This is a genomic window from Rhodococcus sp. SMB37, from assembly GCF_004345605.1.
GTDB lineage: Bacteria > Actinomycetota > Actinomycetes > Mycobacteriales > Mycobacteriaceae > Rhodococcus.
This window is the reverse complement of record NZ_SLVY01000022.1, coordinates 1-12,143: the sequence shown is the minus strand read 5'-3', so window position 1 is coordinate 12,143 and position 12,143 is coordinate 1. Positions and strand designations below refer to the sequence as shown.

Here is a 12,143-nt window from a genome sequence, read left to right as displayed (position 1 = left end):
TGATCGGGTGCTGATCGTCGCCATCCTGCTTTTCCTTATCGCCCTCGCCGTCGGCGCGGTCGGTGTCGCGGCGCTGACCGGCAAGCTTCCGCGCAACCGCTGGGCGGGTGTGCGCACGCCGGAGTCGCTCCGCGACGACGCCACCTTCGCCATGTCCAACAAGATCGCCGCACCCAGCATGCTCGGCGCAGCTGCGCTGTGCGTCTTCGGTGGCGTCGCAGCGCTGACCCTGCCGACGATCTGGGGTGTGGTCGCCGTGGTCGTCACCGTCGTGGCGGCTCTGCTCACCGCGGGCGCCGGTGGGTCCATCGCCGCGCGGGTCGCCGAAGCCACGAAGCCCGAGGAAGCCGGCTGCGGTACGTCGTGCGGGTCGTGCAGCCTGCGCGGAATGTGCGAACCGACCGCCTGAGCTTCGCTCCTGCGGCTGTCCCTACCATGTGGCCATGACCAGCCGCCGCACCATCGACCCCGCAGGCGCCGTGTTCGGTCTCGCGATCCCACTGCTGTGCGCACTAGCCGTTCTGATTCTCACCGCCGCGTGGGAGCCGAGGCTGCCCGCTGAGGTGGCATCCCATTGGTCCGGCTCGACTCCCGACGCGTTCACGAGCCCGATGACCGGCGCCTGGACGATGGCGTTGCTGATAGCGCTGGTCGGGGGCGGATGCTGCGCGATCGCTGCACTCGCCCAAGCGCAGCTGATGATGCGCCGGTACATGCTGGTGATCGGGCTTGCGGTGACCTTCCTGATGGCGACGCTGTATGTCGCGACCCTGACCGCACAGCTGGACGTGTCCGACTCGTCGGACGCGCCGTTTCCCGCGTGGTCCCTCGGGCTGGGGATGTGTCTCGGCATCGCGGTCGGATGGCTCGGCGCGAGCCTGCTCCGTGATTACCGGGAGCGTCCGCCGGCAACGACCACGCCCGATCCGTCACTGCCACGCGGCTCCGTCGAGCTGCCCATCGTCGACCAGGTCGGTACCGGCCGGCCCACCACCGCGGTGCTCGCACTTCTCGTACTGGTCCCCGTGACCATCGTGTGCCTCCTGATGGGGAGCTGGTGGCCCATGGCCATCGCAATCCCGTCGTGTTTCCTGATCCTGAGCCTGCTCCGATTCACCGTGCGAGTGGACGAGCAGGGAGTGTCGGTGCGCAACCTCGGCGCATCCGCCCTCGACTACGGCCTCGACGAGATCATCGGCGCGAAGGTCACCGAGACACGCCCGTTCCAGGACTGGGGCGGATGGGGGATGCGGATCAAGCGACCCAACCGGTACGGGCTTGTCACGAACACCGGTCCCGCGCTGGTGATCACCACCGAATCAGGTCACGAACTCACGATTACGACCGACCGTGCCGAGGAGATGGCAGGCGCGATCAACACCCTCGCCGATCGACGGGCATAATCCTTCTACTTCCACCCGCCCCCGCTGCTTCTCCGGCGTTTCCTCCTCGGATCTGGCAACATCGGGGCCATGGGCGGCAGGCGAGGTGAGAGCGGATCGTTTCGGTCCGTCTCAGGGGAAACCCCTGGGTACAGTTCACAGTTGGTTCCTGCGTCCGACGCCGCACCGCACGCTGCGCGTGCCGAACGGCGCCGCGACCACGAGGTTCAGGTCACCTCGCGTGCCGCCCGTCCTGAAAGGCACCGCTTCCCCATCCGATGATCGAACCGTCACTTCCCGCCGTCGAGGTTTCGGAGGCGGCAGCCGTGTTCTCACGGATCTACACCGCCTGGACATGGCCCGAAGTGCTGCGGGCACTCGACTCGGTCCTACCCGGGGAGATCGCCCCCGATGTAGCGCATCGCTTGTTCCGTCTGACACGGGCAGAGCCACGTCATCCCGCGGCGGCCCTGGTCGACGCACTCGCACCGTGGACGATTCCCAGGCCGGCAGTGCCTCGACACATCGAATTGCACGAGCCGACGTCGACCGGGTCCGTGCTCGACGGTCTGCCCGATCTCTACTCCGTCGAGCAATGCGCGCACTGGCTCGGTCTCACCGTCCCCGAACTCGAGTGGTTCGCCGACCGCGGCAACTGGTTGCGCACCGCCGGACCACCGCTTCGGCATTACCGAATCTGGCACCGCACCAAACGCGATGGCGTCCGCGTCATCGAAGCACCGAAACCCCGGATGCGCGAGACACAGCGACGTCTGCTCCACCGACTCGTCGGAAAGATTCCCGCGCATCCGGCCGCTCGCGGGTTCGTTCCGGGCTCATCGCCTGCCGCGTTCGCCTGGCCGCACACCGACCGGTGCACGGTGCTGCGCATCGACCTGCGCCGCTGCTTCGAGACGATCACCCTCCGTCGTGTCAGGGGAGTGTTCGACCGCGCCGGTTACCCACCGCGGATCGCTCGCCTGCTCGCCGAGTTGTGCACGACCACGACCCCGGTCGATGTGCTCCACGGTGTCACCTCAGCGCACGCGGCTCTGCTGCGCGACAGGCATTTGCCGCAGGGCGCACCGACATCACCTCACCTGGCGAACCTGGTGTTGCGGTCGCTGGACCGACGTCTCGACGGATATGCCCGGCGCAACGACCTGCGCTACACCCGATACGGCGACGACCTGGCGTTGTCGGGGGACACACTCGACGTCGACCGAACGCTGTGGATGGTGGTTCGAGTGGTGTCCGCGGAAGGATTCGTCGTACATCCCGACAAGCTTCGGATCATGCACCGGCATCAGCGGCAACGCCTCGCGGGCCTGGTGGTCAACGACCGGCCACAGGTCGCCCGCTCCGACTACGACACTCTGCGCGCGCTGCTGCACAACGCGATCCGGGAGGGCGCAGCATCTCAGAACCGGAGCGGCCATCGTGACTTCCGCGCCCACGTGTACGGGCTGATCGCCTGGATCGGTGCCACTTCGCCCGCGCGCAGACAACGGCTGCTGGAGATGGCCGCGGCTGTCGACTGGCAGTCCTGAGGGCCCGCGCATGCCCCGGTGAGTCAGTTCCGTTCGACCTCGATCGGGTGGGTCGCCAGCAACGCGGTCGGGAGAGGCTGGCGGCGCAGCACAGCCGCCCACTGATCGATACCGGCCGGAGCCAGGATGTCGCGAGGTAGGGCGGAGACGACCATCCAATCGTCGTTGCCGAGTTCACCGTCGAGCTGACCGGCACTCCACCCCGCGTAGCCTGCGAAGATCCGCACTCCTTCGACGTGCTCGACGAGGGTCGCGGGGTCGGTGTCGAGGTCGATCAGCACGACCCGGCCCGCGATCCGGCGGACGCCCTTCACGTTGTCGACCTTGGCGCCCTCGCGCGCGGCGCCGAGGCACAGCGCCGAATTCCGGTGAACCGGCCCACCCACGTACAGGGCTCCCGGCGACGTCGACAGTGGAGCCCAGCGGGGGAGCATCGCGCCGACGGCGGTGTCGCTGATCCGATTGAGTACGACGCCGAAGCTACCGGAATCGTTGTGTTCGATGATGTAGATCACGGTGCGGCGGAACGTGGCTTCGGAGAGAGCGGTGCCGGCGACGAGCAGATTTCCCGCACGGACCTTGGGGGTCGACGGTGCGGTGCGATCCTCGGGGTCGTCCTGGTGCTGCGCCACTCCGTCATTCTCTCACCGCGGCTGTGCGTTTGTGGTCACGAATCCTGCAGTGTCGGCGAGAACCGCAAGGTGATGTTCGAACAGCGCCGACGCGTCGGTGAAGTTGTCGCGACCGTACTGACCGAAGACCTCGAAACTCACCGCACCGAACAGCCCGGACCACACCAGGACCCCGCGAGCGAGGACCGCGTCGGGTAGATCCCTGTCGAACCCACTCCTGATGCGCGCGAGATCGGCCGAGAGCGAGTCGGGGACCGGAACGGTCTCGATCGACCGCAACGCACCCGCGGTATACGCGTCCGCCAGGATCCCGACGAGACGAACTACGACCCGGGTTCCGGGTTCGGTCGTGCGTTCGGCGGGCGCCTGGTAGCCGGGGACGGGGCTTCCGAACAACAGCGCGTAACGCGCCGGCTCTCGCAGCCCCCATCCGCGGACCGCGCGGCCCAGTGCACGGAACTGGTCGGACGAGTCTTCCGCGTCGGCGATTGCGGCGTCGACAGCGTCTCCGAGTTCGTCGTACGCATCGATCACCAGAAGAGTGAGCAACTCGTCGCGGCTCGCGACGTAGCGGTACACGGCGGACGACACCACGCCGAGGTCGCGAGCGACGGCTCGCAAGGACAGTGCGGCGGCGCCTTCGGTCGCCAGGTGGTCGCGGCCGATCCGGAGGATGTCGGCCATCGTGCGGGCGCGCGCCTTTGCGCGAGGTGTCGTCATGTCTCCAGCCTGACCACTACCGCGAGCACTGTCAACAAATGTGAGCACTGCTCTTGACATGACCGCGCTCGGCGGTGCAGTCTGAATTCAGAATAGAGAGCAGTGCTCACACTTCATGAAAGGCGGACACCATGTCGAAACTCCACGTAGTCGCCGGCGCCGGACCTGTCGGCACCACCGTCGCGGAACAACTCGCAGCACAGGGACACCGCGTCCGCGTCCTCACCCGCTCGGGGAGCGGACCCGACCACCCCCGCATCGAGCGCCTGCGCATCGACGTCAACGATCCCCGCGCCCTCGACGACGCACTGACCGGCCCCGACGGCGACAGTGCCGTTGCGTTCTACATGTGCATCCACGGCTCGACCTACTCCGCCGCGGTCTGGGAGAAGGAACTGCCCGCCGCCGAGCAGGTCGTGCTCGATGCTGCGGGTCGCGTCGGCGCGGTCGTCGTGTTCCCCGAGAGCCTCTACTCCTACAGCTCCCCGCACGAGGTCATGACCGAGAACTCACCCCGCAACGCAACCCGCGGCAAACTCGGTGTGCGCACTCGCCTGCTCGAAGCCCGCGACGCACACTCCACACCGACGGTCAGCGTCGTGGCATCGGATTTCTTCGGACCCCATGTCCTCAATGCCCATGCGGGCGAACGCATGGTCCCCGTTGTTCTCGCCGGGAAGACGTCACGGGTACTCGGATCGGCGGACACACCGCACTCGTTCACCTACGTGCCCGATCTCGCAGCCGCGATGATCGCCGCCGCCGGCAACGACGAAGTATGGAACCGCGTCCTGCACGCACCCACCGCACCGGCGGTCACACAGCGCGAGATGGCAACCGCCTTCGCCACCGCCGCGGGAATGCCCGCCCCGAAGGTGGGGACCATCCCCACCTGGATCCTGCGTGCCGGTGCGATCGTCAACAGCGGTATGCGTGAACTCGCGGAGACCACCTACATGTTCACCGACCCGTTCGTCATGGACTCGAGCCGCACCGAGGCCGCCCTCGGGTTGTCGCCCACACCGATCTCGGAGGCCGCCGACACGACCGTCCGCTGGTGGCAGGACCGCACCCGATAGGGCTCCTTCCACACAGATAGTCTCGGAGATTGTGCAGGACTCGAAGCGGCAGGCGTGGCATTCGACGGTCTCCGCCCTCCGCGGATCACCGGGACTCGCTCGTCTGACGATCGTCCGCTTCTCGAGCCAGTTCGGCGACGGTATGTTCCAGGCCGCCCTCGGCGGCGCGATCCTGTTCAATCCCGAACGACACGCCGATCCCGTGGCCATCGCCGCGGGATTCGCCGTTCTGCTACTCCCGTACTCGATGATCGGCCCGTTCGCCGGTGCGCTCCTCGACCGCTGGGACCGCCGCCTCGTTCTGGTATGGGCCAACGCGCTCCGCGGCGTGTTCATTCTTGCGGCCGCAACCGTGCTCGTCACCGGGGGACCGCAGACCCCGTTGATGTTGCTCGCACTCGCCGCCGTCGGCGTGAGTCGATTCGTTCTCGCCGGCGTGTCGGCATCGCTCCCGCACGTCGTCGCCCAATCCTGGCTCGTCCCGGTCAATTCCGTTCTAGCGACGGTAGGTTCCGCGGTGTCGGCGGCCGGCGCCGGGGCCGCGGTCACGACGATCGCTCTCGTCGGTACCGGCGACCTCGGTTCCGGAATCGCCGTCGCCCTCGGAGCGTCCGGATCCGTGATCGGAGCAGTCGCGGCAGGAGGATTCGCACACCAGGCGCTGGGACCGGACGGCGCACGACCTCGGGCGGTGGTGCGCACCATCGTCGCCGGGCTGCGCACGGGAGCAACAGCGGTCTGGGAAGCCCCCGGTGTCGCCGCCGCCATGATAGGAATCGGTGCACACCGCATCGTCTTCGGCATCGACACGCTGATCATGGTGCTCGTCCTCCGCGACACCGAACATGAGACGTCACTGCCCGGCGGGTTCGCCGGATTCGGTGTGGCGGTCGCGGCCACCGCAATCGGCATGCTCATCGCAGCGATCGTCGCGCCGTTCCTCATCCCGCGACTCGGTCGGCCACGCACCGTCACCGTCGGGTTGATCGTCGCGGCGGTGGTCCAAACCCTGTTCGTCACAACCGTGACCCAGGGCCCGCTTCTCATCGCCGCGTTCCTGCTCGGACTCGCGGGTCAGACGATCAAGCTCACCGGCGATGCCGCGATGCAGATAGACATCGACGACGCACGGCGCGGACAGGTCTTCGCATTGCAGGACACCGTCTTCAACATTGCGTTCCTCGCCGCACTCGCAGTCGCGGCATTCGTCGTCGCGCCGGACGGCCGCTCGCCCGCACTCGCTGTCGCCGGCGCAGCGGTCTACATCCTCGGTGTGATCGGGGTGCTCGCGATCAGGCGTTACCGAATCGACCCCGGGCGCTGATCACGCAGCGCGGTGGATCCGGATCTCGGTCGCCTTGACCACGAACCACACCGTCGCACCCGGTTCGAGTGTCAGCTCGGCCGCCGCAGCCGTCGTGATCTCGGCTGTCAACCCGCCCGACGCACGCACCAGCACGGTCGCGCCTCTGGCCTCGAGCTCACCGACCTCGACGCACAGCGCGTTCCGTGGGCTTCCGTGCGGAGGCTCGGTGTAGACGGCCACCGCTGACGGCAGAAACACAGCAGCCGCTGCGGTACCGGGGGTGCAGTCGTCGTCGACAAGTCCGTGCACGACACCGACTTCCGTAGCGAGACCACCGGCTTCGACGATCCCCCCGAGTAGGTTCGTTCCAGCGATCCGCGCGCCGAATGCGCTGCGCGGGCGGGTCAGGACACGTCGCACGGGGCCGTCCTCGACGATCCGTCCACCCTCGACGACGATCACACGATCGGCGAGCGCCAGAACATCGAGCGGGTCGTGGGTGACGATCAGCGCTGTACGACCGTCGTCACGAAGCACCCTGCGCAGCAGCGACCGTACGGCCGGTGCCGTGGCGACATCGAGTGCGGCCATCGGTTCGTCGAGCAGGAGTAGTTCCGGATCGGCCGCCAGTGCCCGCGCGACCGCGATGCGCTGTGCCTGCCCACCCGACAGTTGATGCGGTGTGCGGTCAGCGAATTCGACGGCGTCGACGGCCTTCAACCACCGCATCGCGACCTCACGTGCAACGCGACGCCGCTTCCCTGCGCTGCGGGGCGCGAACGCCACATTGTCCAGAGCTGTCAGGTGCGGAAACAGAAGCGCCTGCTGTGCAAGCAACGCAACCGAACGTTTGTGGGGCGGTATCGCGGCGCCCGATGCAGTGTCTATGAGGACCCGGTCGCCCAGTTCGACGCGACCCCGGTCGGGCCGGAGCAGGCCGGAGATCACGCCGAGCAGCGTGGACTTTCCGGCTCCGTTCGGTCCCAGAACCGCGACCGTGCTGCCCTCGTCCACTTCGAGATCGACCATGAAGTCACGCTCGTCGACACTCGCCTGCACCTGCAGCCGGCTCACTGATCCGCTCCTTTCGGGCGCCGCGAGTGCACGGCGACGACGATCACCAGTGCAACGACGATGAGCAGCAGCGAGAGCGCCACCGCCGCATCGGGGTCGGTCTCGCGTCGCAGATAGATCTCGAGGGGAAGCGTGCGTGTGGTGCCCTGCAAGCTGCCCGCGAAGGTGAGGGTCGCACCGAATTCTCCGAGCGCGCGGGCAAATGCGAGGACCGCGCCCGATGCGAGTCCGGGCAGCACGAGGGGCAGGGTGACGCGACGGAAGACGGTGGTGGGCCGGGCGCCGAGCGTTGCTGCGACGTTCTCGTACCTGTGCCCCGCTGTGCGCAGGGCACCTTCGAGGCTCATCACGAGAAACGGCAATGCCACGAAGGTCTGCGCCACCACCACCGCGGTGGTGGAGAACGCGATACTGATGCCGAGCACCTCGAGGTGCTCGCCGAGCAGACCGCGTCGGCCGTAGGTGTAGAGCAGGGCGATACCCCCGACCACCGGTGGCAGGACGAGTGGAAGGAGCACCAGCGCGCGCACCACCTGCTGGCCTCGGAAACTACTGCGCGCCAGCACCAGAGCCATGGGTATCCCCAGAGTTGCGCACAGCAGTGTACTGAGGGACGCGGTCACCAGACTGAGCTCGAGCGCATCGAGCGACGCTTCGGACGTGATCAGCTCGGGATAGTTCGCCCAGTCGACCGTGAGCAGCATCGCCACCAACGGAACCGCGATGAAGACGAACCCCACCGCGGCGGGCACGTACATCCACCGGGGAATCCCCGTCGATGTGTGCGCCGCGCTCACGGTGCCGCGATCGCCGCCGACGCGACCACGACGGCCCGAATTCTCATGTGTGCTCCCCGGGGGTCTCGACGATGACATTGGTGGATTTGACGACGGCGACCGAGATGCTCCCCGGTACGAGACCGAGTTCTTCGACGGCTTCGGTGCTCATCAGCGAGACGATCCGGTGAGGGCCGCACTGCATCTCCACCTGCGACATCACTGTGTCGGAGACGACCCTGGTGACGAGACCGACGAGACGATTGCGCGCCGAGCTGCCGACACCCAGAAGGTCGGGCGCCGCAGCGGCCTGCGCTCGGGCGAAGGCAGCAAGCTCGCTGCCTTCGATCACTTTGCGTCCCGCTTCGTCCTTGCCCGCTGAAAGCGCGCCCTGGTCGACCCAGCGGCGGACCGTGTCGTCGCTGACCCCGAGTAGCATGGCGGCGTCTTTGATCCGCACATTCGTCATGAAATGGACCATACTTCCGTATATTCGGATGAACAAGCTGGTCACCGTCACCTCTTATACGTGCCACGTCATGGTGAGAGACGCCCGAGACCGCCTCCCTACCGGCGGTCGCGTTGCTTCAGATCTTCAGCGCGACGCCGTAACGGCCACTCCGGAACGACGGTGACACGCACCGACGTCCCGAACTCGTCCCGAGGTGCGACGTGCGGCGTGGCCGACGGAACAGGAACGTCCGCGGGATCGCTGGAGTCCACCCACTGCGCGACCGCGGCTTCACGGCGAAGGTCCTCACGATTCGGGGCGAGCAGCAACGCAACGATGGGTAGAGCGATCACGAGGATGCCGAGAACGAAGGCCGGGAACAGCACGGACAGAACGGTCAGTCCCTCGGGGTCGGCGGCGCTCGGATCGATCGTGGCCTTCACGCCCGCCATACCCGTGTAGTGCAGGGCAACCACAGCGCACCCCATGATCAGCGCCGCAGCAGCCCGGGCAGGAAGACGTTCCGCCACACCGGCCAGCCACAGCGCGGCTGTGGACGCGACGACGCCGATGACGATCGAGGCGATCACGAAAGCCTGATCGTGCTCGATCGTGCCCTTGATCCGGATCGCGGCCATACCGCTGTAGTGCATGAGACTCACGGCCAGGCCCATCACCAGTCCGCCGACAGTGAGCGGGATGCCACGAGGCACTCGTGCTTTCCACTCGGCGCGTGAGTCCACGATCCAGAGCCCGAACAGCGTGGCGCCGATCGCGAGCACGACCGAGAACAGCGTCGGCGCGAAGGCATACCGGATCGTCGAGCCAGGCACTGCAAATCCCATCATGCCGATGAAATGCATCAACCAGATCCCGACACCACCTATGGCGAGCGACGCCGTGGCGAGCCACCGCATTCTGGCGTTCTTGCCGTCGTCCTTGAAGGACTGCCGAACGCAGGACAGGCCCACATACGATCCGACGACCGAGGTCGCGTACGCCAGGAAGAAAACCCACAGACCCATCGTGAAATGGTGTAGTTCGTGCGACATCCATAACTCCGTACGGCACGCCTGGCTGTTGCCCCAGATCCGGATGGGACGTGCCGTACCGACCGATCGAGACCGCACCAAGTCCCCGACGCGGCGTAAGCGACGTTACCTCATGTCACATTTCGATAACCTTGCCGCTTAGTTTCGATCACAAGGGCGCTGGAACCCCGGCCGCGCAGGCCGCCTATTCGGGGCTCGGGTCGGGAATCTCGTCCGGCTTGTACGCAGGAAGCCGCGAAGCCGGGAGGATCGCAACGACACTGATCCCCGCGAGAATCAGCAGCCCGGTCTTCAGGGCCCTCAATCGTGCATCGGTGTTGATCTGCACGGCCGCATCGACCACCGCCGGTGAGGCACTCGTCGCGCTGAGCACTTCGCGGAGCTGATCGTTGCTCACGAAGTTGACATCGTCGAGGTCGATCTCGGCGACGACGGACTCCGGAATCTCGATATCGTTGGCAACCGACTGAGCGACATTGAGCCCGAGGATCGTCACCAGCATCGCTCCCGCAACCGCGGTACCGACAGCAGAGGCCAAATTCTGGGTCGTGCCTCGAATCGAGCCCACGTCCCCGGCCAACTCCTTCGGCGCCGAGGTCACGAGCACGTTGAACACCAATGTGACCAACGCACCCTGGCCCACACCGAAGACGATCAGACCCGCGATCGTGGGAAGGGTTTCCCAGTCGTTCGTCACGACGAAGGCAAGCCAGACCAGGGCTACCGTAGTCAGGACGAACGAGAACATCCCGATGGCTCTGGGGCTGAACCGCTTGTAGAAGCGAATGATCAGGGTGGCCGTGACGAACACCGTCAGATTGAACGGCATCATCGCCAGCGAGGTGTCGAACGGCGATCGCCCCTGGACGATCTGGATGTACAGCGGCACGGTGAAGTTCAGCGCCGCTTCCAACGCGACCACCACGAACATTGCGTAGAGGGCTGCCCTCTCGCGGGATGAGCCGAGGACCGACAGACTGACCAGCGGAACTTTGCCGACCTGCACCCTGCGCCTGGTCCAGACCAGGAAGGCCTGACCGAGAACGACACCGAGAACGATGAGGATCGGTGCCGGCGACAGGCCGACGACATCGAACGGCGCTCCGTCACGTGCGAGGAGTAATCCCCAACCGTTGAGATTGTTGAAACCCAGAGTCAGCACCACGATCGCAACGCCGATCAGGGTCGCGGCAACGAAATCGATCTCGACCGACGAGTTACCCCGGTCCGAGCGAAGAGTGAAACTGAAGGCGAACACCGCAATTGCAACCGCCAGGACGATCGCGAACACCGGCCGCCACCCGACGGTAGCGCCGAGCGCACCGCCGATGAGGAACGCACTCATCCCGGAGAACGCGCGGGCGGACCCCAGCGAGCCGATGGCGGTCGCCTGCTGGGTTCCGTGATAGTTCTCCGCGATCAACGCCACCAGTGCCGGCACGATGATGGCCGCAGACACCCCGGCAAGAGTCTGAGCTGCAATGACGAACTCGACGGTAGGCGCGAAGATCATCATCAACGACGAACCCGCGAACACGACGACGACGATGCGGAACACGAGAACCCACCCGAAACGCTGGCCGAGTTTCGCACCGAGCATCACCAGCGCGGCCACACCGATTCCGTACATGACGATGGCAGTGCTCACCGCGGTCGGCGGCGCACCGAAATCGTCGACCATGCCGCCGATCGACACCGGCAATGCCGCCACATTGAACGACATCAGGATCTGGCCGAGGAACAACCCGATCATCGGTAGCCACGAGTTGCGCTGTTCGACCGTCGCGGTGTCCTGTCCTGTACTTATCAGACGAGCCCCTTCTGTCGAGAATGCGCAGCGGAAGCGAAGATGTTCAGTCCGAGAACCCTCGACAGATAAGCCGTCGCGAGCTGTCCTCGAATGCTGTTTCCCGCAGTGTCCAGGAGCGGTGAGAACACCCCGATTCCGCACTTACCCGGCGCAATCGACACGATGCCACCCGAAACACCCGATTTGGCAGGCAATCCGATCTCGAACAGCCACTCACAGGGTGCCGTAGTTGTTGACTTCCGGGGCTGCGGCCTGGAGTTTCATGCGCTCAAGACCAGGTCGACCGCGTGATGAGGGTTGGCCGCCAGTCG

The 12,143-nt window shown here is 66.3% G+C and carries 13 protein-coding genes; 5 read left to right on the top strand and 8 right to left on the bottom strand.

The window, feature by feature from the left end; genetic code table 11:
- Positions 1-7: 7 nt before the first annotated feature.
- From EV641_RS26045 to EV641_RS26035, 3 genes are all read left to right on the top strand, one after another.
- On the top strand, positions 8-409 hold the full coding sequence (locus EV641_RS26045) for an SdpI family protein (RefSeq protein WP_132475883.1): 402 nt from the start codon (positions 8-10) through the stop codon (positions 407-409).
- Between the two features lie 34 nt (positions 410-443).
- Positions 444-1,403 carry a DUF1648 domain-containing protein gene (locus EV641_RS26040; protein WP_132475880.1) on the top strand — a complete coding sequence of 320 codons (960 nt, stop codon included), beginning with the start codon at positions 444-446 and terminating at the stop codon, positions 1,401-1,403.
- 257 nt (positions 1,404-1,660) lie between these two features.
- On the top strand, positions 1,661-2,932 hold the full coding sequence (locus tag EV641_RS26035) for a reverse transcriptase family protein (RefSeq protein ID WP_132475877.1): 1,272 nt from the start codon (positions 1,661-1,663) through the stop codon (positions 2,930-2,932).
- 23 nt (positions 2,933-2,955) lie between these two features.
- Here the strand turns inward: EV641_RS26035 and EV641_RS26030 are convergent, their stop codons facing one another.
- A complete protein-coding gene (locus EV641_RS26030) occupies positions 2,956-3,564 on the bottom strand; it encodes a YqgE/AlgH family protein (protein WP_132475874.1) in 609 nt (202 codons plus the stop codon).
- A 12-nt stretch (positions 3,565-3,576) separates the two neighbouring features.
- Positions 3,577-4,284, bottom strand: coding sequence for a TetR/AcrR family transcriptional regulator (locus EV641_RS26025; RefSeq protein WP_132475871.1), 708 nt, complete (start codon positions 4,282-4,284; stop codon positions 3,577-3,579).
- 131 nt (positions 4,285-4,415) lie between these two features.
- Between EV641_RS26025 and EV641_RS26020 the strand changes: the two genes are divergently transcribed.
- Positions 4,416-5,363, top strand: a complete 948-nt coding sequence (locus tag EV641_RS26020; protein ID WP_054713516.1) for an NAD-dependent epimerase/dehydratase family protein — start codon at positions 4,416-4,418, stop codon at positions 5,361-5,363.
- A 31-nt stretch (positions 5,364-5,394) separates the two neighbouring features.
- On the top strand, positions 5,395-6,687 hold the full coding sequence (locus tag EV641_RS26015; RefSeq protein WP_132475868.1) for an MFS transporter: 1,293 nt from the start codon (positions 5,395-5,397) through the stop codon (positions 6,685-6,687).
- Here the strand turns inward: EV641_RS26015 and EV641_RS26010 are convergent, their stop codons facing one another.
- The 6 genes from EV641_RS26010 to EV641_RS25985 form a co-directional block, all read right to left on the bottom strand.
- The gene (locus EV641_RS26010; RefSeq protein WP_054713517.1) at positions 6,688-7,743 is read right to left on the bottom strand and encodes an ATP-binding cassette domain-containing protein; all 1,056 of its coding nucleotides are present in this window, start codon (positions 7,741-7,743) and stop codon (positions 6,688-6,690) included.
- Positions 7,740-8,501, bottom strand: coding sequence for an ABC transporter permease (locus EV641_RS26005; protein ID WP_054713518.1), 762 nt, complete (start codon positions 8,499-8,501; stop codon positions 7,740-7,742). Before EV641_RS26005 ends, EV641_RS26010 begins: the two co-directional genes overlap by 4 nt.
- Before the next feature lie 82 nt (positions 8,502-8,583).
- Positions 8,584-8,988 carry a helix-turn-helix transcriptional regulator gene (locus tag EV641_RS26000; RefSeq protein ID WP_054713520.1) on the bottom strand — a complete coding sequence of 135 codons (405 nt, stop codon included), beginning with the start codon at positions 8,986-8,988 and terminating at the stop codon, positions 8,584-8,586.
- Between the two features lie 98 nt (positions 8,989-9,086).
- On the bottom strand, positions 9,087-10,022 hold the full coding sequence (locus EV641_RS25995; RefSeq protein WP_132475862.1) for an MHYT domain-containing protein: 936 nt from the start codon (positions 10,020-10,022) through the stop codon (positions 9,087-9,089).
- A gap of 184 nt (positions 10,023-10,206) precedes the next feature.
- Positions 10,207-11,775: an MFS transporter gene (locus tag EV641_RS25990; protein ID WP_132475859.1), complete on the bottom strand. Its 1,569-nt coding sequence runs from the start codon at positions 11,773-11,775 to the stop codon at positions 10,207-10,209.
- Positions 11,776-11,828: 53 nt separating this feature from the next.
- A complete protein-coding gene (locus tag EV641_RS25985) occupies positions 11,829-12,041 on the bottom strand; it encodes a glutaminase (protein ID WP_277874529.1) in 213 nt (70 codons plus the stop codon).
- Positions 12,042-12,143: the final 102 nt, after the last annotated feature.

What these genes read in the sequence shown, in the direction of transcription:
- EV641_RS26040 (WP_132475880.1), top strand. Translation starts at nt 444, where the DNA reads ATGACCAGCCGCCGCACCATCGACCCCGCAGGCGCCGTGTTCGGTCTC.
- EV641_RS26000 (WP_054713520.1), bottom strand. Translation starts at nt 8,988, where the DNA reads ATGACGAATGTGCGGATCAAAGACGCCGCCATGCTACTCGGGGTCAGC.
- EV641_RS26035 (WP_132475877.1), top strand. Translation starts at nt 1,661, where the DNA reads ATGATCGAACCGTCACTTCCCGCCGTCGAGGTTTCGGAGGCGGCAGCC.
- EV641_RS25990 (WP_132475859.1), bottom strand. Translation starts at nt 11,775, where the DNA reads ATGATCGGGTTGTTCCTCGGCCAGATCCTGATGTCGTTCAATGTGGCG.
- EV641_RS26025 (WP_132475871.1), bottom strand. Translation starts at nt 4,284, where the DNA reads ATGACGACACCTCGCGCAAAGGCGCGCGCCCGCACGATGGCCGACATC.
- EV641_RS26005 (WP_054713518.1), bottom strand. Translation starts at nt 8,501, where the DNA reads ATGTACGTGCCCGCCGCGGTGGGGTTCGTCTTCATCGCGGTTCCGTTG.
- EV641_RS25995 (WP_132475862.1), bottom strand. Translation starts at nt 10,022, where the DNA reads ATGTCGCACGAACTACACCATTTCACGATGGGTCTGTGGGTTTTCTTC.
- EV641_RS26020 (WP_054713516.1), top strand. Translation starts at nt 4,416, where the DNA reads ATGTCGAAACTCCACGTAGTCGCCGGCGCCGGACCTGTCGGCACCACC.